The sequence below is a fragment of the Colwellia sp. MT41 genome (assembly GCF_001444365.1).
Lineage (GTDB): Bacteria > Pseudomonadota > Gammaproteobacteria > Enterobacterales > Alteromonadaceae > Colwellia > Colwellia marinimaniae.
The window spans coordinates 2,473,029-2,499,935 of sequence record NZ_CP013145.1; the positions used below are offsets into that span (position 1 = coordinate 2,473,029).

Annotated in this window: 21 protein-coding genes and 1 pseudogene; 4 read left to right on the top strand and 18 right to left on the bottom strand. The window is 35.6% G+C overall.

Annotation, left to right across the window (positions count from 1 at the left end):
* Window positions 1–49 precede the first annotated feature (49 nt).
* Together aspS and CMT41_RS10560 are read right to left on the bottom strand one after the other, a co-directional pair.
* The gene (gene aspS / locus CMT41_RS10555) at window positions 50–1,840 is read right to left on the bottom strand and encodes an aspartate--tRNA ligase (protein WP_058027222.1); all 1,791 of its coding nucleotides are present in this window, start codon (window positions 1,838–1,840) and stop codon (window positions 50–52) included.
* Between the two features lie 350 nt (window positions 1,841–2,190).
* Window positions 2,191–5,091: a diguanylate cyclase domain-containing protein gene (locus CMT41_RS10560; RefSeq protein WP_083494268.1), complete on the bottom strand. Its 2,901-nt coding sequence runs from the start codon at window positions 5,089–5,091 to the stop codon at window positions 2,191–2,193.
* Between the two features lie 152 nt (window positions 5,092–5,243).
* Here CMT41_RS10560 and cmoA point away from each other — a divergent pair, with 152 nt between their 5' ends.
* The 4 genes from cmoA (at window position 5,244) to CMT41_RS10580 (ending at window position 9,908) form a co-directional block, all read left to right on the top strand.
* Window positions 5,244–5,978 carry a carboxy-S-adenosyl-L-methionine synthase CmoA gene (cmoA, locus tag CMT41_RS10565; RefSeq protein WP_057181259.1) on the top strand — a complete coding sequence of 245 codons (735 nt, stop codon included), beginning with the start codon at window positions 5,244–5,246 and terminating at the stop codon, window positions 5,976–5,978.
* A gap of 51 nt (window positions 5,979–6,029) precedes the next feature.
* On the top strand, window positions 6,030–6,998 hold the full coding sequence (cmoB, locus tag CMT41_RS10570; protein WP_058027223.1) for a tRNA 5-methoxyuridine(34)/uridine 5-oxyacetic acid(34) synthase CmoB: 969 nt from the start codon (window positions 6,030–6,032) through the stop codon (window positions 6,996–6,998).
* 387 nt (window positions 6,999–7,385) lie between these two features.
* On the top strand, window positions 7,386–8,744 hold the full coding sequence (locus CMT41_RS10575) for an anti-phage deoxyguanosine triphosphatase (protein WP_058027224.1): 1,359 nt from the start codon (window positions 7,386–7,388) through the stop codon (window positions 8,742–8,744).
* A gap of 39 nt (window positions 8,745–8,783) precedes the next feature.
* Entirely contained in the window at window positions 8,784–9,908 is a 1,125-nt protein-coding gene (locus CMT41_RS10580) for a patatin-like phospholipase family protein (RefSeq protein ID WP_058027225.1), read from the top strand.
* 403 nt (window positions 9,909–10,311) lie between these two features.
* On the opposite strand, the gene hepT is transcribed toward CMT41_RS10580, so the two are convergent.
* From hepT to CMT41_RS10660, 16 genes and pseudogenes are all read right to left on the bottom strand, one after another.
* Window positions 10,312–10,719 (bottom strand): type VII toxin-antitoxin system HepT family RNase toxin, encoded by a 408-nt coding sequence (gene hepT / locus CMT41_RS10585; RefSeq protein ID WP_058027226.1) that lies wholly within the window; start codon window positions 10,717–10,719, stop codon window positions 10,312–10,314.
* 1 nt (window position 10,720) lies between these two features.
* Complete coding sequence (mntA, locus tag CMT41_RS10590; protein WP_058027227.1) at window positions 10,721–11,107, bottom strand: type VII toxin-antitoxin system MntA family adenylyltransferase antitoxin; 387 nt, start codon at window positions 11,105–11,107, stop codon at window positions 10,721–10,723.
* 191 nt (window positions 11,108–11,298) lie between these two features.
* Entirely contained in the window at window positions 11,299–12,198 is a 900-nt protein-coding gene (gene galU, locus CMT41_RS10595) for a UTP--glucose-1-phosphate uridylyltransferase GalU (protein ID WP_083494269.1), read from the bottom strand.
* Window positions 12,199–12,241: 43 nt separating this feature from the next.
* Window positions 12,242–12,391 (bottom strand): annotated as a pseudogene (locus CMT41_RS19555) (UDP-glucose 6-dehydrogenase); the annotation flags it as partial.
* Window positions 12,392–12,854: 463 nt separating this feature from the next.
* The gene (locus CMT41_RS10605; RefSeq protein ID WP_058027230.1) at window positions 12,855–13,571 is read right to left on the bottom strand and encodes a WecB/TagA/CpsF family glycosyltransferase; all 717 of its coding nucleotides are present in this window, start codon (window positions 13,569–13,571) and stop codon (window positions 12,855–12,857) included.
* A complete protein-coding gene (locus CMT41_RS10610) occupies window positions 13,559–14,623 on the bottom strand; it encodes a glycosyltransferase family 4 protein (RefSeq protein WP_058027231.1) in 1,065 nt (354 codons plus the stop codon). Before CMT41_RS10610 ends, CMT41_RS10605 begins: the two co-directional genes overlap by 13 nt.
* Window positions 14,624–14,752: 129 nt before the next feature.
* Entirely contained in the window at window positions 14,753–15,796 is a 1,044-nt protein-coding gene (locus CMT41_RS10615; protein WP_058027232.1) for a hypothetical protein, read from the bottom strand.
* Entirely contained in the window at window positions 15,793–16,914 is a 1,122-nt protein-coding gene (locus tag CMT41_RS10620; protein ID WP_058027233.1) for an EpsG family protein, read from the bottom strand. Before CMT41_RS10620 ends, CMT41_RS10615 begins: the two co-directional genes overlap by 4 nt.
* A gap of 405 nt (window positions 16,915–17,319) precedes the next feature.
* The gene (locus CMT41_RS10625) at window positions 17,320–19,062 is read right to left on the bottom strand and encodes an asparagine synthase-related protein (protein WP_058027234.1); all 1,743 of its coding nucleotides are present in this window, start codon (window positions 19,060–19,062) and stop codon (window positions 17,320–17,322) included.
* Between the two features lie 9 nt (window positions 19,063–19,071).
* The gene (locus tag CMT41_RS10630; protein ID WP_058027235.1) at window positions 19,072–20,520 is read right to left on the bottom strand and encodes an MOP flippase family protein; all 1,449 of its coding nucleotides are present in this window, start codon (window positions 20,518–20,520) and stop codon (window positions 19,072–19,074) included.
* 1 nt (window position 20,521) lies between these two features.
* Window positions 20,522–21,652, bottom strand: coding sequence for a dTDP-4-amino-4,6-dideoxygalactose transaminase (rffA, locus tag CMT41_RS10635; protein ID WP_058027236.1), 1,131 nt, complete (start codon window positions 21,650–21,652; stop codon window positions 20,522–20,524).
* Window positions 21,653–22,023: 371 nt separating this feature from the next.
* Window positions 22,024–23,244 (bottom strand): acyl-CoA reductase, encoded by a 1,221-nt coding sequence (locus CMT41_RS10640; protein ID WP_058027237.1) that lies wholly within the window; start codon window positions 23,242–23,244, stop codon window positions 22,024–22,026.
* The gene (locus tag CMT41_RS10645; protein ID WP_058027238.1) at window positions 23,241–24,311 is read right to left on the bottom strand and encodes a LuxE/PaaK family acyltransferase; all 1,071 of its coding nucleotides are present in this window, start codon (window positions 24,309–24,311) and stop codon (window positions 23,241–23,243) included. Before CMT41_RS10645 ends, CMT41_RS10640 begins: the two co-directional genes overlap by 4 nt.
* Window positions 24,312–25,679, bottom strand: a complete 1,368-nt coding sequence (locus CMT41_RS10650; protein ID WP_058027239.1) for an AMP-binding protein — start codon at window positions 25,677–25,679, stop codon at window positions 24,312–24,314.
* Between the two features lie 36 nt (window positions 25,680–25,715).
* The gene (locus CMT41_RS10655) at window positions 25,716–26,456 is read right to left on the bottom strand and encodes an SDR family NAD(P)-dependent oxidoreductase (RefSeq protein WP_058027240.1); all 741 of its coding nucleotides are present in this window, start codon (window positions 26,454–26,456) and stop codon (window positions 25,716–25,718) included.
* 1 nt (window position 26,457) lies between these two features.
* Complete coding sequence (locus CMT41_RS10660) at window positions 26,458–26,694, bottom strand: acyl carrier protein (protein WP_058027241.1); 237 nt, start codon at window positions 26,692–26,694, stop codon at window positions 26,458–26,460.
* Window positions 26,695–26,907: the final 213 nt, after the last annotated feature.

A 26,907-nucleotide genomic window follows, 5' to 3' on the forward strand; every position in this document is an offset into this window, starting at 1 on the left:
TGGTGTATTAATCGAGGATCCAGTTTTTATCAGGTAAGTAGCTAATTAATTAGTCATCTACTGTGTTGTTCTTCTCATTTAGAATTTGTATACCCAGCTCTTTTAGTTGCTCTGGATTTGCTTTACCTGGTGCATTGGTTAATGGACAAGCTGCGGTCGTGGTTTTAGGGAAAGCCATTACCTCACGGATTGAACTGGCACCTGTCATTAACATCACTAAGCGGTCTAGTCCAAACGCTAAACCAGCATGTGGCGGCGCACCGTATTGTAGTGCTTCAAGTAAGAAACCGAATTTTTCTTGGGCTTCTTCATCACTGATACCTAAAATTCTAAACACCGCTGCTTGCATATCTTGCTTATGAATACGTACCGAGCCACCGCCAAGTTCACAGCCATTTAATACCATGTCATAGGCATCAGATATCGCGTCAATGGGGTTTGCTGCTAACTGCTCTGGCGTTAAATTAGTGGGTGCGGTAAACGGATGGTGAATAGCATGCATATGGCCATCTACTTCTTCAAACATGGGGAAGTCAACAACCCATAGCGGTTTCCACTCACCTTGCAGTAAATCCAGCTCTTCACCCAGTTTAAGGCGAAGTGCACCTAAAGATTCCGTAACAACATTATACTTATCAGCACCGAAGAAGATGATATCGCCTGTTTTTGCGTTAACACGTTTTAATAGGGCGATGGCTACATCACTGGATAAGAATTTTAAAATCGGTGATTGTAAACCGTCAACACCCGTGGCAAGGGCAGCATCAATATCTTTAACTTTTAACCAAGGCATACCTTTTGCGCCGTAAATGCCAACAAATTTAGTTAAATCGTCAAGGCCCTTACGTGAGAACTTAGCTGCGCCTTGTGGTAAACAAATAACCGCCACACGTCCTTTTTCATCGTTAGCCGGTCCTGAGAATACTTTAAATTCAACATCTTTTAAAATATCAGCAACATCGATTAGCTCTAATGGGTTACGTAAGTCAGGTTTATCACTACCAAAGCGAGTCATTGCTTCATGGTAAGACATACGTGGGAACTCACCTAAATCAACATCTAACATGGTTTTAAACAAATCACGGATCAAAGTTTCGGCAATAGCCATTACCTGATCACTACTCATAAATGAGGTTTCAATATCTATTTGAGTGAATTCTGGTTGTCTATCAGCACGTAAATCTTCATCACGGAAACATTTAACGATTTGATAATAGCGTTCCATACCTGACATCATCAACAATTGTTTAAATAATTGTGGCGATTGCGGCAGCGCAAAAAACTGACCTTTATGAGTCCGACTTGGTACTAAGTAGTCTCTAGCCCCTTCAGGGGTTGCGGCAGTTAAAATTGGCGTTTCAATATCTAAAAAGCCTTCGGCTTCTAATGAACTGCGTACTGCTGAGGTGACTTTTGCACGAAAACGTAAACGCTCAGTCATTTCAACACGACGTAAATCAAGATAACGATACTTCAATCGTAACTCTTCTGAGTTAACTTGATTGGCATCTAATGGCAATGGCGCAGACTTATTCAAAATAGTCAGCTCTAAACCCAATACTTCGATAGCACCAGTTTTCATGTCTTTATTCACTTGACCGTCAGGACGCGCGCGAACTTTACCTTTAATTTGTACACAAAATTCATTGCGTAAAGTATTGGCTTTTTTGATTACTTCAGGTAAATCAGGATCATAAACAACTTGCACTAAGCCTTCACGGTCACGTAAATCTATAAAGATCACCGCGCCTAAATCACGACGTTTGTTAACCCAACCACATAAAGTTATTTCTTGCCCGATGTGAGACTCGTTTACTTCACCACAATAAATACTGCGCATGTATTTTGCCCTATACCAATTCTATTAAATTTATTAACAAGCACTAACTAGCGATTGTCAGGATAATTTTTGGCATATTATAAAGCAAAGATTGTTAATGTCACCTAGAACAAGCAGAAGCGCTAATTAAAGGCACAACAAGCGTATTTTATCGTTAAAATTTATGGATTCCCGACTAAACACGTCGGGAATAACGGTAGAGGTGGATTTGAGATTCGAGTATCAATGAAATAAATGAATGAATGAATAAATATTTAAAAGGTGAACTCGTCATGGTCGAAGTGTCCAGTCGAATACCCATTAACTAAAAATGAACTCTGACTAAGAAAGGTCGATAATTAATTATCTATCTAATTAAAAATATAGTGATTTTTACCGGCCGCTTTTACCTTGTACATCATGGTATCAGCAATTTTCAGTAGCTCGGTATCGTTATCACCATCAGCGGGATACATGGCAATGCCTATGCTACAGCCGATAAATGCCTCGGTCTTTGATAGTTCAAACTCTTTTTGCATCAACCTTAATACTTTTTCAGCAACATAAGCGGCTTCATTGGGGCTATGCAAACCAGTGAGTAACAAGACAAATTCATCACCACCAAAGCGCACTACGGTATCGGAACTTCTCACACATCCTTGCAAACGCAGGGCAACTTGTTGCAATAGTTCATCTCCGACATCATGGCCATGAGTATCATTAATATTTTTAAAGCCATCTAGGTCGATAAAGAGCACCGCCATTTTCAACGACTGACGTTGATGAAACGCTATAGCCGTGCTTAACCTATCTTTTAATAACACTCGATTAGCAAGACCCGTTAACTCATCATGGGTTGCCATATGCTTCATTATTTTCTCAAGCTGCTCACGATGTTTAATTTCAACTTGTAAGCGTCTATTCCACATCACAATAACACCAAGCACCAACAAAATAATTACGCCAATTTGTGCGCCTACTTGTAAGACCACATTTTTATCAAGACCGGTTTTTATCGCTAACGTAAACCAGTTATCATAAATAATTTGTTTTTCTTTCTCAGTAATCGACCGTAAACCTTTATTAATAATGTCGTTCAATAACGGTAACTGTTTGCTGATAGCAAAATGACTGGTATCTAAGCTAACGTCTTCCATCATAGATATCATCAAGGTAACTATATTTTCTTGCTTTAGTAAGTGTGTCGCCGAAGCCATAGTTGTGATGAAACCATCAATACGCTCTTGTTGTAGTGCAACTAGGGCTTGCTCTCGATGATCCACTAATTTAAAAGTGATTAAGGGGTGTTTTTTTCTTAAATTAGCGATTATGTAATAGCCTTTGACAATCGCAACTTGTTTGCCATAAAAATCTTCAAGCTTGTTTTTACGGCCATAATATTGCGGGTGTACCATTACCCATGGCATTTGCCAATAGCTATCAGTAAAGAGCAGAACTTTTTCACGCTCTGGGATTGGCGTGATACTGCCGAGCATATCTATTTCATTGGCTAATAATGCCTTATATAACTGCTGCCAGCTATCAAAAGCCACATAGTTAAACTCAATACTGGTTCTATCGCTAATTAAATTAATAATATCACGGTTAATACCGGCAAAATCTCCCAGTTCATCAATAAACTCAATAGGCGAGAGCTGCTTAATAATACCTAAGTTGATTTTTCCACGGGACGCTAAAAAGGCTAATTCATCATCATGCAAACTGATTTTTTGTGCTTGCTTTTTATAATAATATTCACCCGTATTACCGTTCAACCACCTTGCTTCAATTTGAATAAGGCTATTAATATCTAATTCGTTGAAGCCTTTATTAATGATTTGCATTAACTTGGTATTTTGCTGATGGATAAGCGGCGATAAATTCAAGGTGATAACAGGACTGTCTAGGCGATAGAACAGCGCTTGCAAATTACTTTGCACTAACTTGGCATTAATTATATCAACTAAGCCGACAATGGCAGATATTTCACCCTGATCAGCGGCATTTAGCATAGTACTGAGACTACTAAAGTAGCGGATATTTATCTGCGGGTATTGGGCAATAAATTGTTCTTTAAAACTAGCATCTTGCCAAATACCAATAATACCTTGACTAAAATTTTTAGAAAATTGTTCGAGGGAATGTATCTTTTTACCCTCACTATTTTTAAGGGCATGATTAACAAATACTTGAACATTTGATAAATATATGGGTTTGGCAAATAAAGTATTTTCCGGTGCCTTCATATGATCGGGATAGACTAAAAGTATATCCGCTTTTTGCTCAGCAATAAGGTCTACCCCCTCGACCATATCACGGGCGACAAATTCAACATTTATGCCGACACTTTTAGACCATAAACGCCACACATCTATCAGTAACCCTTGCGGCTCTCCCGACGGACTAACCCCCATGTAAGGTGGGTAATGTGATGAAAAGACAACCAGTAAGCTATCCTTTTGTTTATCTAAGCCTAGCCATTTACGCTCAATGGCGGCGCTTTCTTTTCTGGATATCTTTGCAAAACCTTGTTCGATAAAACTAAGTAAACTAGCGTTATTTTTAGCGACTGCAACACCGTAATCTCCTTGTTGATAGCGTAAAACTTTATGCACAGGAAAGCGTTGCCGTAAACGTTCATAATCAGGAAAATCATCTGCTAGCTTCTCTAAACCGGTAAAAACTAAAATCTCGTTATTTAAAGCCGCTCGGTATAAGTCATGACGATTATCATAGCTTTTCAAGGCTAAATCAGGATGGAATTTTTGCAATTTTTCAATATGCGCCGAGCCGGTAACGACACCAATACTATAGGGCTTTAAATCGGCAAGGCTATCAACGCTATTAAGTTGCTGATGCACATAAAGATGGCTATAAACATGAAAAAGTGAGGCTGAAAAATCAAGAGTATCACGACGTGAATCGATAATACTTAAACCGCCATGAATATCGACACTGCCTTTAGCGACTTGGCTTAGTGTTTCCAGCCATGGCAGCACAACAAACTGGATATCAACGTGTTGTTTTTTTGCCCATAAACGCCACATATCAGCCATCAAACCAATGACATTGCCTTGTTCATCAATAGCATGATAGGGGAAAGAAGTTTCATTAATGGCAATCGTTAACGGTTGCTTAATCGACAAAGTCACCGGAGTTAACTCTTTTTCAAGCGCAATAACAGGCTTTGCTGCCAAGGTACTTAGGCTAACAAAGCTTAATAAAAAGACCACAACAATGAAATGCCTGGTCTGTTGGTAAAAAAAATTCAAAAAAACACCCTATAAATATAGCGTTGCTAACAAGATCGGTTAAAATAAGGCTTTATTTACCCGCTAGTCATCAAGATACCTGTTGCAGAGTACGTTGACTGCTAACGAGTATAACTACTAACCTTAACATAATAGAGAATATAGCAAAGCTAATGCATAACTCTGATACCGATTTAATTTATTCACAAGCGCATAAGCAAGTTAAAAACTTTACCTTTGATGCTCAAGTCGTTGAAGTTTTCCCCGACATGATTTCTCGTTCTGTGCCAGGCTATAACACTATTATTGACACTATAGGCCGACTTAGCCAACAGTTTGTCCAAGAAAACAGTAATATTTATGATCTCGGTTGTTCTTTAGGGGCGGCTAGCTTAGCGATGCGCAAAGCAATTACCGCTAAAGGCTGCAAAATCATTGGTGTCGATAATTCTAGCGACATGGTCAAGCGCTGTAAAATGCATATTAATGCTTTTAAAGGCAATACTCCCGTTACTATTATTGAAGGGAATATTCAAGATATGGTGATAGAAAATGCGTCCATGGTGGTGTTAAATTTTACTTTACAATTTATAGAAAAATCACAGCGCCAAGCATTACTGAGTAAAATTGCTCAAGGTTTAAAACCTGGCGGCTTATTGGTGCTTTCAGAAAAAATCAGCGCGGAAGACCCAGCCATTGATAAAGTGTTAATTGAGCTACACCATAACTTCAAACGAGATAATGGCTACAGTGAATTAGAAGTTGCCCAAAAACGAAGTGCTTTAGAAAAAGTCATGTTGACCGACTCACTTGATGTGCATAAACAGCGTTTAGCTCAAGCTGGTTTTAGTCATAGTTCCTTATGGTTTCAATGTTTTAACTTCACCTCGCTTATCGCAATTAAATAGCTGCCATCAAATAAGCAAATACGCCACTTTCAAAATACTAATTAGAATCCTATGAAACAGTTCAACCACTTTTACCAACAAATCGCCTCTAACCGTTTAAGCCATTGGTTAAATACCTTACCTGGACAATTAACGCATTGGCATGAAAATAATTTACACGGTGATTACAAACATTGGCAAAAAACATTAGACGCCTTGCCCAGTGTTGACGGTAATTCAGCCATTGAGCTAATAAATAGTGTCAAGGTTGGTGAGCTAGGTGACTTAAATAACGGCGAATTTAAACGCCTTGAAAACTTAATGAAAAAATTTAAACCGTGGCGCAAAGGTCCCTACCATATTCATGGTTTACATATAGATACCGAATGGCGCAGCGACTTTAAATGGCAGCGATTGGCGCAGCATATCAGCGATTTATCAGGTAAGTATGTATTAGACATAGGTTGCGGTAGTGGCTATCACCTATGGCGGATGCGCGGCGCTGGCGCGAAATTTGTCGTCGGCATTGACCCTACGCAGCTTTTTTTAATGCAATTCAATGCGATAAAACACTTTATCAATGATGATCAGGTACATTTATTACCTTTAGGTGTTGAGCAACTACCCGAGTTAAAGGCTTTTGATACCGTTTTTGCTATGGGTGTCTTATATCATCGTAGATCGCCAATTGATTTCCTCTACCAATTAAAAGCACAACTGGTTAAAGGCGGTGAATTAGTGTTAGAAACTCTCATTGTTGATGGCGATAAAAACACGGTATTAGTGCCAGGTGAGCGTTATGCAAAAATGCGCAACGTGTGGTTTTTACCCAGTGAACAAGCCATGTGTGCCTGGTTAGAGCGTTGTGGCTTTAACAATGTTCGTGTGGTAAATACGGATGTCACGGCCTTAGATGAACAAAGAAAAACCCAGTGGATAGATACTGAATCGCTACAAGACTTTCTTGACCCTAATGATAGCAGTAAAACTATTGAGGGCTACCCGGCGCCCAAACGTGCCATATTTATTGCTAATGTCTAACAATAAAATGCAACCACAGAGGACACCGAGTCTCGGCTACACAGAGAAATAAAGGTAGCGTTTGTGTGATTCCCGACTAGAAATTCGGGAATGATGACCAAGACCTTGAGGAGCCTCCTATGCTATTTTTGTTAGCTTTATTGATAGTTAACACCTTTTAAGTAACCTGAAATTTCTGCTGTCATTCCCGAAGTGTTTTGTCGGCAATCTATTTTCTTTCCAGAAAAAAGCACATGTATATACCAGTTCCCATGATACTTAGCCACTTTTACAAAACTAAATAATGCCAAAGGAAATGATGTAAGTTATAGTAACTTCAAGTAGTTAAGTTACCTTTAATCGGTTAATTCACTTACATAACTTCGCCCAGTTTTACTAAGGAACGCTATGAATGATGTTTGGTTAGCAAGACGTCTGACAAAAGTTACCAACAGACAACAAGATCACCGTGACCCTTTTCAGCGTGACAGAGCCAGAATATTACATTCTGCCTCTTTTCGTCGTTTGCAAGCAAAAACCCAAGTAATGGGTAGCGGAAAAAGTGATTTTTATCGCACGCGCTTAACCCATTCATTAGAAGCCGCGCAAATTGGCTCGGGCATAACGGCGCAGTTACGCGGCAAATACCCAGAGCTATGCGCAGCACATTTCCCTAAAAGTGATAGTTTAATAGAAACAATTTGCTTAGCCCATGATATTGGCCACCCGCCTTTCGGCCACGGTGGTGAAACCGCGTTAAATTATATGATGCGTGATCATGGTGGTTTTGAGGGTAACGGCCAAACTCTGCGCATAGTGGCGCGCTTAGAAACCTTTAGTGAACACTTTGGTATGAATTTAACCAGAAGAACACTACTTGGTTTAATGAAATACCCACAGTTAATAAATAGCCTGAGCAGAAAAACCAAGCCAGAGTGTGTTGAAAGTTTTCGACAACTCAAAGCCGATGACTGGCACCCTGCCAAGGGTTTATATAGCGACGATCAAGATATTATTGACTGGGTACTTGAGCCACTATCAAGCGCAGATCGTACCTTATTCCAAAGTATGAGCAGTCAAGGTGAAAACATGCCCGCTAATAACCAACATAATAAAACCCGTTTCAAATCCCTAGATTGCTCCATTATGGAGCTAGCCGATGATATTGCTTACGGTATTCATGATCTCGAAGATGCCATAGTAACCAACATAGTCAATCGCACTGATTTTGACCGAGAAGTAATAGCCAAGCTGCAACAAATTGACGACCCTTGGCTACAAGAATATAGCAAGACCCTAACGGATAAGCTTTTTAGTGATCATCATCACCTACAAAAAGATGCCATTGGCGGTTTAGTCAATTATTTGATTACCGCGATAAAGCTAAGTGATTTAAATGAGCAAGATGAGTTAAACTTTGCTGAGCCGCTACTACGCTATAATGCCACCTTACCAGCATCGACAGCACAAGCACTGAACATATTTAAAGATTTTGTTTACTTTTATGTCATCAAATTAACTAGCTTGCAACGCCTAGAATATAGAGGTCAACAAATAGTGATGGAGCTTTTTCAAGCGCTATCATCAGACCCTATACGTTTATTACCGACTAATAGCGCTAAGCGCTGGCAACTAGCCTTTGATAACAAGCAAAACCCACAGCGAGTCATTGCTGATTATATTGCCGGCATGACCGATGATTACGCCACTCGCCTTTATCAAACCCTGTTTAATGCCCATGGCGCGTCCGACTACCGGTTAAGCTAAGGTGTTAGATAATTTACCAAACATGAGATTATTGCAGCAATGCTAGAGATATACGCTGGAAAAAACGCCTTAAAGACCATACAAGAGCAAGGCTTTAAACAAGAACTTTTCACTAATTTCCTTGGCGCTAGTGGTGGCCCTAAATGGTTTACCCTGTTTGGTTTAGATAAATACCTTTTTGGTGAGTTTTTCAAAGGCCGCAGTTCAGAGCTAAATTTAATCGGCTCTAGTGCCGGTGCCTTTCGCGCGGCATGTCTAACACAAAATAACCCGGTACAAGCCATAGAGCGGTTAGCACATAATTATGCCCATACTGTTTATTCAAAAAAACCGAGTGCCGAGGAAATAGCAAGTACAGCGGTAGATATAGTTGACCAGATATTTTCGACTAATGGCGCCGTTGAGGTTATCAACAATAAAGTATTTAAAGCTCACTTTTTAGTGTCTAAATGCCATGGCTTAACCGCTTTTGATAATAAGCTGTTGCAAGGTGCTGGATTAATTAAAAGTATCTTGCTAAATAAAATGGCTAGAAGGTTACTTAACAAGCAATACCAACGATATATATTCAAACAGCCAAGCAGCACCTTAACAATAAATGACCCCTATAATTTCAGCAATGTTTATCAAAACTTAACCCGCGATAATATTAAAAGTGCCCTACTCGCTTCCGGTTCAATCCCAATGGTGATGTCGGGCATCAAACATATTGCTGGCTCAGCTAAAGGCACCTACCGAGATGGTGGCATTATTGATTATCATTTTGACTTTTCCTTGAGCAATGGTGGTCAAGGGCATAGTTCCGATAATTACAAGGTCGATAAAGACAGTCAAGAAGTTGTAAGTACTGGGAAAAATGACGGTTTAACCCTGTATCCGCACTTTTGCTCAGCACCAAAAGCGGGATGGTTTGATAACAATTCAACTCGCCAAGTACTCACCAGCAGTTATGAAAATACCGTACTGCTAGCCCCATCAGCGAAATTTATACAATCACTGCCTTTTAAAAAAATCCCCGATAGAACTGACTTTACCGAGCTTGATAGTTCAACCAGAATTAAGTACTGGTTAAAGGTATTAGAACAAACAGCTAGGCTAGCAGAGTGTTTTAATGAGTTTGTCATGAAACAAGATATAACAAAGATTAGGCCATTTCAGCCATAAAGGAGTTGGAATGGTAGCTAGCAGAGAAATAATGTGCCCAAAGTAAAAATTGTCATTCCCGAAGTCTCTAGTCGGACGTGGCATGGATGCTACTTATGAAACAATGCAGACGGTACAGGAAGTACCTTATTAGAGAATGTAGGAGTAATTATCCTGAGCATATTGTCAGCAATCGCCACTTAAGCTCTTGTGTCTTCTCGGTGTAGCGAAGCCCCTGTGACCTCTGTGGTAAATTTGCTTAAAGTTACTAAAAACATTAAATCACAACCACCGAGAACACCGAGGTGCTACGCCCTACACAGAGGAAATAACTTGAACTAGTAAAGAACATAAAGTTATGAAAAACATGCTTATTTTTACTTGTTATTTCAGATTTAACCTCTTCTCTGTGGTGAAACATTACTTAAAGCTCTTTCTTAATTTCACTAATAAATAATTCAAAGTCGACCAGGTGATGGTTAATTACCGCTTCTACAATATCCATATTTAACTCTTTATAGTCATGAACCGCTATATTACCTAGTCCAATCATCTTCTTTAAATTAGTCGCCACAGATGATGAAATAAGTCCTGCAGAAGTCAGAATTTGAAAGCTATCACGACTACTTTGCGGTATTGCCAATTGCTTATTTTTATTCAAATAATTAGCAATATCAATAGAAGCTTCACAAGCACGTTGCAAATTTAAAATAACAGAGTCCTGCCGGGTATAATCATGAGAGAAGTTATCCCCTGCTTCCGCATAAACTTCACGAATACGCTTTAAGCAACGAGTAATCGTCGATAATTTATTTACTAAAACATCATCCATATCATTCTCCTTTAAATGCCGTTAATAACGATGACCGTTCTTCATTTAAATGCTGATACATAGACATTACTTGCATTTCAAATTCGCCCTTATAATCCTTAGCATCATACAAACAATTGCCTTTATTAACAATTTCATTTTGCATCACTGTCGAAGCGGATAATAAATCAATTAAATCGACATCGACATTAAATTCTACCGCTAATTCTTGCTGTATTTCCCAACGAGTTACCGTAGAGATCTTATTTGCTAACAACACAGCTAAATCAATATCACTGTTTTTGTGAGCTTGATTACTCACATGAGAACCAAATAAATATAACAGTTTTATATCAGGAAAATACTGTTTAAGGGCAGTAATAAGCTGAGTATTAAGATCAATGACCATATAGATTCTTATAAAAGATGACGAGAACTGTGATGATTATATACTAAATGATCTAGACAAGAAAAAAGACAATCAGGGAAGTAACTATAAATATTAAATCGCTACCACCGAGAACACCGAGAACACCGAGGCGCTAAACGCTACACAGAAGAAGTGACTTAAACCTGCCAAAGCCCCTGAACACAGATACACTAAGCTTTAATAATTTCTTGCAAAAAAACTTTAAAATCATCACCCAACTCTGGATGACGTAAAGCGTACTCTACATTAGCTTTCATATAACCGAGTTTAGAGCCGCAATCGTGAGACTTACCCGTCATATGAAACGCTTCAACGGTTTCAATTTTCATTAAACTGGCAATAGCATCGGTCAATTGAATTTCATCACCGGCACCAGGCGGTGTAAATTCGAGCATGTCCCAAATTTTCTCTGATAGCACATAACGACCAACCACAGCTAAATTCGACGGTGCTTCATCCATAGGGGGTTTTTCAACCACTGCAGTCATAGCTTTAGATTCACCGGCAGCAAGCTTGTGCCCTTCACAATCAGCCACACCATAATTACTAACCATGTCCATAGGAACAGGCTCAACCATAATTTGACTATGCCCTACTTCGTTATAACGCTTTAACATAGCGGCTAAATTTTCAGTTTTTAAATCCGCTGTGGCATCATCTAAAATAACATCAGGTAAAACCACCACAAAAGGCGAATCGCCAATAATAGGACGTGCTTTTAACACCGCATGACCTAAACCTTTAGCTTCACCTTGGCGCACATGCATAATAGTTACGCCTTTAGGGCAAATTGCCTGTATTTCTGATAAAAGTTGACGCTTTACACGATTCTCTAAGGTGGTTTCCAACTCAAACGATTTATCAAAATGATTTTCAATGGCATTTTTAGACGAATGAGTTACTAAGACTATTTCTTTAATTCCCGCAGCCACACACTCATCAATAATATATTGGATCATAGGTTTGTCGACTATTGGCAACATTTCTTTGGGGATGGCTTTTGTGGCGGGTAGCATACGAGTACCAAGACCTGCTACTGGGATTACTGCTTTTGTTATTTTGTTGTTCAAAACTTTACTTCCATTTATTATTTATATATTAATACTATTGCTATTAATCATTTCCAAAAAGGTCACGAGTATAAACTTTATCAATTACATCGACTAAATTATCGCACATACGGTTTAAAACAATGACATCCGATATTTCTTTAAACTCGGCCAAGTCAGTAATCACCCGAGAATGAAAAAACTCAGACTGCTCACCCACAATTATGATTGACGCGTGAATAATATCAAATAGCAAAAATACTCATGTCGTTTATTAACTTCAGCTTGGGTTGTTTTGGGGCATTGAACCAGCGTTCAACTAAAACATTGCTTTTAAACAATTGTCCCCAACACAGGATACTTCATCATCACGCCACGAAAGGGTGGTAACATTATCAACCTTAAGAACTAAATAATAACGATTACTCATAGTTGAATAAGCGTAAAACTCAATAATAAAAAAGAATATAACAGGATTACTGTAACCACTAATCATTGCTTACGGTGATAAAATCATTGACTCTAAGTTTCTCGTAACGACACAAAAAAGCAAATAAAACACAATAAAAATAAAGCTAACTTTTACGCGCACTTGCTATTTTCTGGATTGTATCATCCAATTGAGGGATGTCCCTTATAACTCATATTAGATAATTTCGATTTTCATATTCAACTATTTAAAGTTTATTCGTTACTGCCAGCCAAACAAAACTCAACAGTTTTAGCTGCCTGATAATTCTACTTGGTTGATTACAAAGTCGGTAAAACCATTCAAGACCAAATTTACAGAACATTTTCGGTGCTCTTTTAACATTACCGGTATAGACATCGTAAGTTCCGCCAACACCCATAAAAATGGCCTTTATTCCTGCTTTCTTGCACTCAAAAATAAAAAGCTCTTGTTTTGGGGACCCTAATGCAACTGTTACAATTTGTGCACCACTATCTTTTATTTTTTGGATCATTTCTGCTGTACCTTGAAAAAAACCATTGTGATAACCAGCTATTGGCGTTTCATATTCAGCTACTAGTTTTCGTCTTGTTTTTGTTAACACATCTTCTGTCGCACCAAGTAAAAAAACAGGTGTGTTTCTTATACCCGCTTCCTTCATCAGAGACTCCCACAACTCACAACCTGGTATTCGCTGCAATTTCATTCCGCTTTTATGTTGTAAAACTTTTACAACACCAATACCGTCTGCATAGCGGATGTCACATTGATTTAAAACGTGCGCAACGTCATGACTAGATAACGCGGAAAGAACTTTTTCAGGGTTAACAGCAACTGCTGCAGTAGCAAGATTACTAGAGAGCCTAGAATACATTTCACTAAGAATTGCTTTTTTATCTGCAAATATGGCAACTTGTAAATTGCCAACTTTTATCTCTTGCATGACCCACCCTTAATTCGGTTAAAGAATCCTAACAACCCACGAGATATTTTATCTGGGCTAAAATATTGTAAAACATGTTGCTTGCCAACAGCTCCCATTTCAACTTTGTGTAAACAACATTGTAAAATAGCCTTTGCTACCTCTTCTGGTTCACTACTATCACATAAAATTCCAGCTTTGCCATTAGGAACTACGTCAGGAATCGCTTGATAATTTAATGCAACAATTGGTACCCCGTATGCCATTGCCTCTATATAACACATGCCAAATGAATCATACTTAGAGGGTAAGCAAAAAACATCAGCCTGCTGATATATTGAGCTTTTCTTTTCGTAAGAAACCCAACCTAAAAAGAAAACTCGCTCATTTAAATGAAGCTTATCCACTAGCTTCCTCAATGCGTTTTCATAAGGACCGTCACCAGCAATATGTAACTCATAATTCGCTGGCAGATATGACATTGCTTTTATAACATGTTGAAAACCCTTACCCTCTATCAACCTAGCCATGGATAGAATTTTCACTTGTTCACTGCTGCTTATTACTTTAGTGGTATTAGCAGCTATCAACAGTTCAGAGTCAAGCGGATTAGGAGCAATAAAAATACGTTTTTCTAAAAAAGGATAGTACTTTAAAAATTGTTTTTCCCACCACGGTGTTAACACAATGATGCCATCAGAAAGCAGTAACATCACTTTCAATAATTGCCTCTTCCAGCTTGACTCAAAATAATCAGCAATTATAGGGGAATGAAAGTGAAAGAAAATTTTATGGCCTCTCAATTTAGCCAACACAGCTAGAGTAAACTTTCTCGTTAAACTGAGCCACTGAGCACAATGAAACCAATACATCACATCTTTCTTTCGATCGAATATGATATGTTTCACTACCGATAAAAACAACTTAAATTTGTTTTTATCATCATGTGAGCAAAGGTACTCAATACTATTTTTATTCAGTACACTTGATTGCTGATAACCTACCAAGGCAGTACTTATACCACCTTTTCCACTTTTTATACTTGTAGAAACAACGCAAATTTTAGTTTTCAAAAAAACACCTTATTTACAATTTTATTAACATATAACACAAAACAATCAGTTTAAAGCATAACCAGGCTATTTTTTAAATAGCAAGAAAAAACTTTGTTAAGCTTAGTCCCCTACTCATTGTATAGAGCCCTAGGGCTCTATAAGTGTTCCTACCCTGTTGTCATATCTATTACTTAAAGCAATAGATTCTATTTGTTGTAATGTCGTAAAATAATGTGGTTTATTCTGAGTAATTGTTTTTACGATTTCTGCCGGATTAGTTACATCTACATATAACGGATAGTTAGCTCCTAAAACTTTCACTACAGGCTCATTTTTAGCTGTTAGCAGTGGAAGATTCCAAGTCAGTGCATCAAAAAATTTAATCGGATAGGTTAAATTATCATATTCATTAATGGGTCTAGAGTGAAACATATACGTTATATTATTTTCTTTTATAAATTTATCTACCCCTACTTTATCTAAAGTGTGAATAGTTACTTTTTTCCTTGATGACGTTGATAAACTATCTAGATAATTAAATATCTCTTTATCGTAGGTAACAATATAAAATAGATACTCTTTAGGCGAGTATTCTACCAAGTTGATAAAGTTATTTATTCCTGAGTATTTATAATTAATCCCCCCCAAATACATAATCTTTATTGCTTTTAATCTCTCATTAGCAACATCCTGGGTGGCTTTTTGACATTCGATATCACAAGCTGGGGGGAGTTCAAAACTATTTATAACCTTTAGTTTGTTTTTCGAAAAGAACACTATTCCCATCTCATTCGTTGGAAAGGCAAAATCCGTCGCAATATAAGCATAAAATTTAATGGTTAGCTGGTTAAAAAAAACAGTAACTCTTTTCCTGAATGTTTTATATTCCTCGGGAAATAGCTCTACATAGACATCTCGTATATAGACAACAACTCTCTTAGATTTCCTTTTTAATATAAGCAAGCTAATTAAATCAAATAAACTTATGCGATTGGTCGATGACTCTATATACAAGAGATCTGTTACTTTAGCACTCAAACTTTGTTTAAATTTATTAAAGCCGTCAGCAAAAATAATGTTGGAACTCTTTATTTGAGCTATTTCTTTGTTTATTCCATTAACCCTTACTAAAGGGCCTGTAGTGATGTTTTTACTGTAAGGAACTGAATATGATGTTATTTTATTTTTCAATATATTCCCTCAACCCTTAACCCGGATGGTTTTAAGTAAATAATAGTTAAATACATAATATTTAGCCCTGCATATAAAAATAAAGTTATTGTTAACTCTCGGTAGTATTTCACATTAATCTGCTTAAATAGGAACGGGATCAATATAATGTAACCCAATGATATAATACCTGACAGCCGAATTCCTAATGTAGTGAAACCAAATAATGAAAAACCTAACAATATGCCTGTTGCCATCAGTAAAAACATAAGCACATCTTTATGGTATTTCGATATAAATAACTGTCTGTTTTGTTGAAGAATATAGGTTGTTGTTGCTTGGAAAAAAAGGGTGAAATAAATATACGCAGATTTAGATAAACTCACTAAATTAACTAGCTTGTCTTTTTCATCTTTATTAAAGAGCACATCATAAATTTTGGCAAAAATATAACTATCGTACGCAGAGCCCAAAATGAATTTTTCATAAATACTGCTAAAAAGCAAAACAAATAAAATAATAAAAGAAAATGAAATGATAAAACTGTTTCTTCTTATTACTTTTTGACCGAAAAACATCAAGATAAATATAGTTGCTGTAAAGTGAAAAAAGACTGCCATCAGATAAAAGATAATAGTTAAAAAATATTTTTTATTCGCGCTTGTATATATCGCGAATAAAATAAAAAGGGAGGCAACCATTGATCTGATAGATTCGTATGCGCCACCCGTAAAAAAAAATATAAAAAATACTGACAGTGCTATAGATAAATTAACTTTTGATAGTTTTACAATACTAATGACTAGAAAAAAAGTGATGGTCGCATATATCAATAAAACCCCTCTAAAGCCCCAATTTAAGTAGTGAGAAAATATACTTATATAATATATTGATGGCTCATATATTTTTTCTAGCTTTCCTATTCGTTGACCTAGCTCATAGGAATTAAGCGTAATTTCATCTAAATAAATTGAATGATAATTACTTAAATCAAAACCTAAATACCTAAAACTCATCAACATAATTAATGGTAATATGATTAAAGGTATAAACTTAAAGTAAGGATTTTTCGTTATAAACCTTATCCCAGCTAAGAACTGAACATTCATTAAAATAAAAACTTCAATTAAAGCAAACATATTCTTCCAATATCAATTTTCTTAACTAGATTTTGACCATTATACATGTATGAATTTACCTTCACTTTATTATAATCCTGTAGAATAATATTAAATAAAATAAGAGGAATTAATAATAAAAACACTATCGCATGAAGAATATCACCTTCATTGTCGTGCTTAGCAATATTGTAAAAAACTGGCTAAAATAAGAGTGAATATTAAGCACAATGGAAGCTACTTCCAAAATATACAGTTTTAATAAGGGTATTATTGATATTAAAAATTAATGTGTAGCTTAGTAGACCTGCGATAAAAGCCTAAATTTTCTCTTCCATTTACCTCTAAATAGTAAGTGTACCGTAGGTGCAGTCAATTACATCTATAGGTATATACATGCAAATAACAGGTCTACACTTCTACAAACTATTTAAAGTAACGTTTAACTACACCCAACAGAGTCAACACTTGATTTTTCTCAATGCTAGTGTGATTTTCATACAAATCAATACAGTCTGCCTGTAGTTCTTGGTCAAATGCTAAAAGCTTTATATTAATCTTAAAGTAATCATCTAAATACGTTTTCAAATCCTGATTAGTATTATACCAATAGTCCAAAGGATTCATATGCTTTCTTGTATTCAAAGAGGAATTACTAACCCCTAACTTTCTTAATAAATAATTTGTTATTATTTTAGGTGCTTTGGATATTGGAAGTGCTCGACCGAATAATGTCACTGTTTTTTCTGATATTTTAGATCCCGTTTTTTCCCAGACATACTTAGCGGCATCTGGGTACTTCATTAATATCCATTTTTTATAAATGTTATGTCCGAACCTTAACTCTACTGGTATAGATAAACAAAACTCCATAAACTCTAAATCATAAAATGGTGAATATGTTTCACTAAACTCTTGTGATATTAACAGTCCCTGATTAATACCAGAAAACCCTCTAGTATAAAATTTGAAAATTTCTTCATTTGAGTAATGTTCAGGAATACTTTGATCATTGAACCTCCCCTTTAAAACAGTTGAATATGCTCCACTACTCTTATTAAATTGTATTTTATGTGTTTTTTCAGAAAAATAAGTTCCAATAACCACATCGCCTAATTGTCCAGAGTGGACTAATCCAAAACAATTTCTATTTAATAAATCTAAACAACTTTTGCCATGTGCCAGCCCATAATATAAAGCTCCACCTGCTGATATTTCAGTTATTTTATCTATGTTTTTTAAAAAGGAGCCGTTATCTAGAGCTTTAAAAATCCACTCATGTTTAAGATCCCTTGCTATTTTTTTAGGGATTGTTTCATCTAAATAATCTGACTCTGAAAAAGTAAAGTTTATAATATTTGACCCATAGCCTAAATCATGTGCCACACAATTTGTCATTCTTGAATCTAAACCACCGCTTAATGCTACTAAATGCTTATAACCATATTCACGGTCTTTTTCAAATGCCCTAGTAACCGCTTGCCTAAAAAGCATATCTAATTTTTCAATTATTTCTGCCTCACTTTGATTTTTATTCGGAGTATTATCAATTTGATGGTATTGCTTAACTTCAACCTTTGAATCAGTTATTTTTATATAATGTCCAGCGACTAACTTTTCAACTTCATTGAACATAGTATTATTTTCAATTAAAAAGCCGTAAGTTAAAAGAGCATAACTAGAATTTTTATTTAGTGTATAAGAATGATTTTCTTCTTCAAAAACCTTGATTAAGAAATCAATTTCAGAACCAAATAGAAACATTTCTGAAGGTAAGTAGGAGTAAAAAACTTGCTTACTACCAATGTGGTCGGTAAAAATAATTAAACTATTATCTGACTTATTTAAAAGGCAACCAGAAAAGCTACCTCTAAATTCAGTGAAAAATTCATCACCTTTTTCTTCATACATATTTACAGTTGTTTCGGCGAAATTTTGTGCTTTAAATTCATCCTGCAAAGCAAGTGAGTTTAAAATTACCCCTTCAATAACAATAGTATATAAATCGTTATCTAAAAAAACCTTGTCTTTATCGAACTTATTAACAGTTAATTGCTTAATACTTAAAAATTTATTTTCAATATCATGCTCATTTAAGTTCTCTCTTTTGTTAAATGATATGTGAGATAAACTTTGCTTACTATTGTAACAACCAACAAAACCGGGCATAAAAAGTTCCTAGTGTGATTTGTAATATTTTAAAACAAACGCTCTAAAGCTTTTATTAGTAAAGAAGTACAGTGAAAAAATAAGTAATGTATAAATAATGGTAACAATACATAAAGCAAAAATGTCTGGAAAATTCAAGCCTAAAATCAGTTCATAAAAAAGTAATGATGGCAATAATGCTATAATATTTAATACCAACGGAATAAACAAGTGACTTATGTATTCATTAAATTTAATATCAATTAGCCTAGCTACCAAAAACTTCCAACCTGGGTAAAGTAAGCCTATCCGCAAAATAAGAGTTCCTATTAAAAATGTCATAATGCCATCAGATGCCGTTAAATATATAAACGGAGGAAATATAAAGAACAGGAATAAATTCCAGTAAAACCCCATATCGGCACGCCCCTTTGCTAATTGCAATGAACCGGTAGGATTACCAAAAACAATAAATAAACATGAAGCACTAATTAACTGAAAGTATTTTGCTGCATCAGCCCAATCTTGTCCAAGATACAAATCTAAAAGGAAAGGAGAAAATAAAGATAAAAGAAAATAAATAGGGAATACTGCGAAAGTAATAATAGACAAAGAGCTTAAGAACGCACTTTTTAATCCCTTTTCATTATCTTGTATTTTTGCAAAAACAGGGAAGCTGACTTTATTTATAATCGGGTTTAGCATTTGAAATGGTTTATATGCTAACATTTTAACTATGCTATAAACCCCTAATACTTCAGTCCCTAGTACTTTACCAATGATGATAATATCAAACTGAGAATTAAAGTAATTAAGACTTCTTTCCCCCATTTGAAATAAACCAAAGCCAATCATACTTTTTATTTCGTTATAACTGAAATAAAATTCAGGCTTGTGTTTCTTAATGCCTTTAACAAGAAAAATTGTATTGGCAATAACGACTTTAGTTAATGAAGCATATACAAGTGAATAAACCCCATAACCTTCTACTGCACATATAACAGCGACAACAAAAGCAATTATTGATGATAAAATTTCAACTTTTGCTAACTTATTAAAAAATAGCTCCTTTTGGTATAAAATTCGATATTGATTACCTATCGAAGAAAATACAAACGTTAAGGCCAATAACCTAATTAAATTAGTTAACGAATTTTCATCATAAAATAAGGCAATAGCGGGTGCTAGAATATAAACAATTACAGCTAATACAATACCCGCAATAATATTTAACCAATATAAGCTCGATAATTGATTTTTAGTTATATCTTGCTTGTGTATTATCGCACTAGATATTCCCATATCCATAAAAAGTGCACTAAAACCAATAACAACGGAAACGATAGCCATCAAACCAAAGTCTGAAGCATCTAAATACCTTACTAATATGGCCATTTGAGCTAATTGTAAAACAGCAACAATGATTGAAGATAAGCCTGTCCATTTCACACCAGCAAGTGCTTTTACTTTTAAAGACATATTAAGAGAAGAAAGCTTTTATTTGAGTAATAACATGCGCAATATCAGTTTTAGATAATCCATAATACATTGGTAACCTTAATAATTTTTCACTCTCTTTTGTAGTGAACTGGTCTTCACCATTAAAGCGAGAGTATTTTTCACCTGCAATTGATGAATGCAGTGGTATGTAATGAAAAACTGACATTATTTCCTGCTCTTTTAAAAAATCAATTAAGGCTTGCCTTTGGCTTAAGTCTTTTAGTTTTATATAAAACATATGTGCATTGTGCTCAATTTCGCTAGGAATAAAAGGCAACTCTATTAATTTTTTATCGGCAAGTTCTTTTAACCCTTGGTAATAGGTATTCCATGATGCCAAACGATTATTATTAATTACATCAGCAGACTCTAGCTGGGCATATAAATATGCAGCTTGTAATTCGCAAGGCAAATAACTACTACCAAGATCAACCCATGAATATTTATCAACAGCACCACGAAAAAACAAACTACGGTTAGTTCCTTTCTCACGGATAATTTCAGCACGTTCTACAAATTTATCATCATTAATAATGAGTAATCCGCCTTCTCCTCCACTGGTATAATTTTTTGTTTCATGAAAGCTAAAAGCACCTAAATGACCAATTGAACCTAACGTTTTACCTTTATAAGTAGACATTACACCTTGAGCAGCATCTTCAATTACATATAAGTGATGGCGCTTAGCTATTGCCATTATGGTATCCATTTCACAGGCGATACCCGCATAATGAACGGGTACAATGGCCTTGGTTTTATCCGTTATTGCTTGCTCAATTAATGTTTCGTCAATATTCATTGTATCTGGACGAATATCAACAAAGACAATTTTTGCGCCACGTAATACAAATGCATTTGCGGTACTAACAAAGGTATAGCTAGGCATGATAACTTCATCACCTGCTTTTATATCAATTAAAATAGCGGCCATTTCTAGTGCTTGAGTGCAGTTAGGTGTTAATAGCGATTTAGCACAATTTAATTTTTTATCAAACCATTGATGACATAATTGGCTGTATTTACCATCGCCTGATATTTTATTGCTTCGCATAGCCGATAAAACATATTGATCTTCATTACCGGTGTATGGGGGGGTGTTAAAAGATATCATTGACTTCTACTTTTTTATTTTATTGTGGTTAATATAGTCTACTATGAGGTTCACTTTATTCTCAACTTCTTAAACCTATCACCAAAATTTGTTTCCTCTGCAAATTTAAAGCGAACAGGGACTTTATAAATATCTAACTTTCCTCGACAGTAACTACGGATTAACTTATTTTCTGATGTCCCATCGTGTAAAGTCACCTGTACGGCTACCATTTACCCAGTTATTTTGTTTTTATCGCAGTATACAATGCAATCATCAATGATATCTATATTGACTCAACTTAATTCATTTGAAACGTCATAAACCTCTTTTTGTATGAAGCGAAGCCAAGGAGAAAATTTTGTATTTAACATAGGTATCTTATCAAAGTATTAGCTTATTGTTATTTCACGAGTTAAAGATTCAGTTAAGTCTTGCCCATCCCAAATAATATTAAAATCTAAAGCAGCTCCAATAGGAACAACCCTATCAATACCATCAACACCTTTAGACAACCACGTTGAAAAATCAGAAGGTTCAATACCAAAGTAAGATAAGGTTTGAATGTGTCTGGATATTTTAGCGCTAAGATCAAGAAGAGTATCAATTCTTGCCTCTAAAAACAAACCTGAACCACAATGCTCAGAAATATCCATTGAAGATTCCACAGAAGTCATTATACAAGAAACTAAATTTTCATCTTTTACTTCTCTTTTTTTAGATTTATTTTCAATCGCATGGGCACAAGTATAAGTGTACTTATTAATAAAATCGGCATCTGACAACTCATGTTCAAATTTCTGAAGTCTGCTGTCAACGGCATGCCAAAATCGTTTTTCTTGAGTTACATTATCACCTAACCAATAAACAGTACGAGGTGATGAACAGGCTTTTTGACCAAAAGAATAACTGTCATTAACAAATTTTTGCGCTAGAGCATTCAGTTTTTCATCTGATAACTTCTCTAGAGCATCTGTAGATAACACGGCAATAGAATATTTATTGGCAAATTTAATATCAATAGCTCGAGGAGATACCGGAGCCGCACATATTGTTGAAATAGTACTGTCTCCTCCCCAAATAATTCGCACATCACAATGAGAAGCAAAATATGCATTAATATCACTATTGTGTTCATATCCAACAAGTGCAATAGTATTTTTGATTTTAGTAAATTCATCTCGTGCAAATAGTGTATTTAAACTACCTACAATAAGATCTTTTTGAACACTTTCCTTACCTGAAACTCTAATAACATTACGGTTTCCAAGTAAAACTGAAATGATCAAAGAATAAATAAATATCGTATCTACATTAGATGGGGCAATATGAAAAACAAGACCTCTAGACACTTTTAACTTGTTAGTATTTCGGTTAAAAAAATCATTTTTAACTTTACGAATACTCGCTTGCCGCATCCAAAAACCCAACGCCACAATTTCAGGAAAGTTTTTAAACTTAGTATCTGTTAATAATAACTTCGAAAAAGCATCAACAAATTCAATAACAACATCATTAAAAGGCTCAAGACTACCTGCTGTGGTATTTATAATATATTCTAAATCATCCCGTCCCTCAGGAACCAGTATATTTATTTTAGTTAAGTAGCTCATTTTGAAGCCTCACTTGCATGGGTATCACTACACCCTCTCACTTCTGCCTTAGCAACACGACCATGCACTAAAAAATATTTTCCTTTGAAGCCGCATTTACAATCATCCTCACCAACAATAGTTCCTACGTCTTCAGTTAATAATCTATGTCCAGGATAACTTGAGGGGAGTGCAGAATGAACTGCTATCACACCATCTTCACCAAATGGGACTGGCTCCATATTTTGCATATTTAGCATTTCGATATCTGAATACACAGGAGTATGAAGATAACCCTCTGAACATTCGACAAATATAGAGCCTACCTGCTCAACCATGCCATAAAAATTATGTACACTGTTAATACCTGCTAACTCTTTAGCTGCGCTTTTAAAGGTTGCATTATCAACAGCAATATCTTGTAACTTTTTCCACCCGCCACTATGAATTAAAACAGCATCCTGTAAATCAATTTTTCGATCAGAAGATTTTAACGCTTGAAGAAAGTACTTCCAAACCATAAAGGTAAAACCAAACAAAAAAATCTTTTGGCCTTTATTTTTTTCCATAAAAGTAACAATGGCATCAAAGTTAATATTCATATCATCATCAAGTGCATAGGTATGATTTCGACCAAAAGTTGATAACCCAAGTATACCGGCACCACGAGCTGAAAAAGACAACCTATCCTTAATTACGTTAGGATGATCAATAATTAACATTGGCAATCTTTTTTTACCTAAAAATTGCTGCATTATTTTAACTAATACTTTTGTTTGTGCGGTCGATGTATCCCTGTCAAGATAGATTCTAGAAACTTTCTGAGATGTTGTTCCTGATGATGTCAATGTCTTAACAATACTTTCATCGTTGACACTTTTCAAAGCAAAATCTTTAAATAATCTAACGGGAAGCAGTACTTTTTTACCCTCTGAAGAAATAGAATCTACAATGCGTTTATAACTTTCACAATTAGCATAATGAAAATCATCTAAGAATTTTAAACGTGGTTGCAGAAGCAACTTTTTTTCTTTTTTATTTAACTCATATGGAGATGATAAAGTATAAAACTCTTCTAAATTATTCATTTACTTCCCTATACTCTTCAACAAGAGTTTATAATCAATTTTACCATTTGCTGTTCTTGGTATTTCCAATAACATTTCAACTTCAATATTATTAATATTAATTTTATACTCATCTGCTAACAATTCTTTCAATACAGCCTCATCGGCCTCATCAATTAAGCAAACAACTAATAGATCATCCACACCGGTAGCAACAACATTGTATTGTTTAGCTTCCAGCCATGTTTCTATAGAATCTAAACTAAGTCTTAAACCATACATTTTGATGAAACGCTTTAAACGACCCGTTATATAAAAAAAGTGATCATCATCAAAATAGCCAAGATCACCCGTTTTCAACATGCCTTGACACTCATCATCAAGAGCCAAGTCACTTAATGACTCGGCATAACCCAACATAACATTCGGCCCTTCATAGTGAATTTCACCTTCTACAAGGGCATCTTTAACTAACTCGCCATTAGTATCAACAATAGTCAATTTACCGTTAGGTATTGCAATACCGATAGAGCCGGCCTTAGAGGCTAAACGATCAAAAGGCACATAACTCATACGAGCTGTTGCTTCGGTTTGACCATACATTACGACAAATTCTTGCCCTTGGTTAGTGCACTCGTCCATAAAATAGTTAATAGTCTCAACATCCAACTTGCCCCCTGCCTGAGTTATGTAACGAATCCCCTGAGTATTAAAACGTTTATACTTAAGCTTTCTAAGCATTTGATAAAGAAAAGGGACACCTGCCATACTGGTAACTTTAAAGTCGTTTATTTTCGCCCATAATTCGCGACTAATAATACCGTGTTCAGAAAGTACAATTGCAGCTCCTTTATGAAAGTGGCTATTAATTACAGACAGTCCATAAGAGTAGTTCATTGGTAAGGTGGTAATAGCACGATCATCACAAGTAAGACGCAAATATTGTGCAATAGACTCTGCGTTAGCTTGCACATTATCTGCAGACAAACGGACTAATTTCGGTGATCCTGTAGAGCCAGATGTAGAGAGTAATAAAGCAAGTTTGGGGTTTAACTTTAGCTTATCATTATGGCATTGCTCAATTTCACCTTCACTGCAAATTAAGTTAGGACGATAACAAGCAACTAGGTTATCAAACAAATCTTCTGATAAATTACTATCCAACAATAGCAAGGGGTGTTCTGCTTTTAAACATGCTAAATAGGTAACTATTGATGCTTTAGAATTAGAAACTTTAGAAAAAATCAACGCTTTATAATCAGGCAGTTTATTTATAAACTCATTAACTTCTTCCGCTAGCATAGCAAAGCTGATTTCAGAGCCTTGATCATCAACAATAGCAATGTTTTTTGAATGTTCCGCTGAAAAATTCCAATATCTTGTTTGCATAAATAAACCAATAAACTAATAAAAATTCAGGCATGCTTATATAAGCATGCCGCCATCAACGCCAATAACTTGCCCTGTTACATACTCGCTTAAATTTGATGACAAATAAGTAACCGTTCCTGCGATTTCTTCTGGTGTACCAATGCGCTTCATACCAATAGAACTTACACGCTCAGCAAACACATCTTCGGTAATAGAACGAACCAAGTCAGTATCAATAAATCCTGGAGCAACAGCATTCACTCTAATCCCGGTAGCAGCCAATTCTTTTGCCAAAGATTTAGTAATACCTATAACAGCAGCTTTAGAACCACTATATACGGATTGGCCTCTATTACCGTTAGTCCCCATAATTGAGACAATATTTACAATGCTACCTGATTTATTCCTAGACATTATGCGAGAAGCATACTGGCTCATGTACAACACAGAAAAAGTATTAACCGAAAACGTATTTTCAATCTGCTTTTTAGTAACCATACCAATCAATGCATCATCAATAACACCTGCATTATTGACTAAAACATCTAATTTTTTAGATTTTTTAAGGAACAATCTAAATGCTGTTTTAACCGAATCAGCATCCGCAACATCACAAACAAAGCTTTCAGCTAGAAAACCTTCATTTGTTAACTTATCTACCACTTCAGTCACTTTTTTTTCATCACGGCCATTTATAAAAACTAATGCACCTTGCTGACAAAATTGGGTAGCGATAGAGAGGCCAATCCCGCGTGTTGCACCAGTAACGATTGCGACTTTATCTTGAAGTAGCATGCTATAGCGTAACCTCATATTTTTTCAATATTTCTTTTGCTTTAGCAACACTACTCATATCAATAATATCATCAGTATCTAACATAATATCAAAGCGTTCTTCTAGCGCAGCTATCAATGTCATGTGAGCAACAGAATCCCATTGGGCAATACTATTGTATTCCAAGTCATCCACTACAAGTTTTTCATCTACGCCTAACGCTTCTACAAAACATTGTACTAATACACTTGAACCCATTTCCAACTCCTAATTATATTAAATTAAACGGTTTTTTATAACTCACTTCGCAGACTAATAATAGAATTATATTCTGCATCAAATTTGACACAGCTATGTGTATCCAAAATACACTTAACTCCATCTTTCATTTTAAGTAACACGGTTGATTTAGTTCCCATAAACACTTTAAAAATAGCAATAACACGAGGACAAATTAACAGAAACTCTAGC

Coding starts and splice junctions, on each gene's coding strand:
- aspS (WP_058027222.1), bottom strand. CDS start 1,840: ATGCGCAGTATTTATTGTGGTGAAGTAAACGAGTCTCACATCGGGCAA.
- cmoA (WP_057181259.1), top strand. CDS start 5,244: ATGCATAACTCTGATACCGATTTAATTTATTCACAAGCGCATAAGCAA.
- cmoB (WP_058027223.1), top strand. CDS start 6,030: ATGAAACAGTTCAACCACTTTTACCAACAAATCGCCTCTAACCGTTTA.
- CMT41_RS10575 (WP_058027224.1), top strand. CDS start 7,386: ATGAATGATGTTTGGTTAGCAAGACGTCTGACAAAAGTTACCAACAGA.
- CMT41_RS10580 (WP_058027225.1), top strand. CDS start 8,784: ATGCTAGAGATATACGCTGGAAAAAACGCCTTAAAGACCATACAAGAG.
- hepT (WP_058027226.1), bottom strand. CDS start 10,719: ATGGATGATGTTTTAGTAAATAAATTATCGACGATTACTCGTTGCTTA.
- mntA (WP_058027227.1), bottom strand. CDS start 11,107: ATGGTCATTGATCTTAATACTCAGCTTATTACTGCCCTTAAACAGTAT.
- CMT41_RS10605 (WP_058027230.1), bottom strand. CDS start 13,571: ATGCAAGAGATAAAAGTTGGCAATTTACAAGTTGCCATATTTGCAGAT.
- CMT41_RS10620 (WP_058027233.1), bottom strand. CDS start 16,914: ATGTTTGCTTTAATTGAAGTTTTTATTTTAATGAATGTTCAGTTCTTA.
- CMT41_RS10625 (WP_058027234.1), bottom strand. CDS start 19,062: ATGCCCGGTTTTGTTGGTTGTTACAATAGTAAGCAAAGTTTATCTCAC.
- CMT41_RS10630 (WP_058027235.1), bottom strand. CDS start 20,520: ATGTCTTTAAAAGTAAAAGCACTTGCTGGTGTGAAATGGACAGGCTTA.
- rffA (WP_058027236.1), bottom strand. CDS start 21,652: ATGATATCTTTTAACACCCCCCCATACACCGGTAATGAAGATCAATAT.
- CMT41_RS10640 (WP_058027237.1), bottom strand. CDS start 23,244: ATGAGCTACTTAACTAAAATAAATATACTGGTTCCTGAGGGACGGGAT.
- CMT41_RS10645 (WP_058027238.1), bottom strand. CDS start 24,311: ATGAATAATTTAGAAGAGTTTTATACTTTATCATCTCCATATGAGTTA.
- CMT41_RS10650 (WP_058027239.1), bottom strand. CDS start 25,679: ATGCAAACAAGATATTGGAATTTTTCAGCGGAACATTCAAAAAACATT.
- CMT41_RS10655 (WP_058027240.1), bottom strand. CDS start 26,456: ATGCTACTTCAAGATAAAGTCGCAATCGTTACTGGTGCAACACGCGGG.
- CMT41_RS10660 (WP_058027241.1), bottom strand. CDS start 26,694: ATGGGTTCAAGTGTATTAGTACAATGTTTTGTAGAAGCGTTAGGCGTA.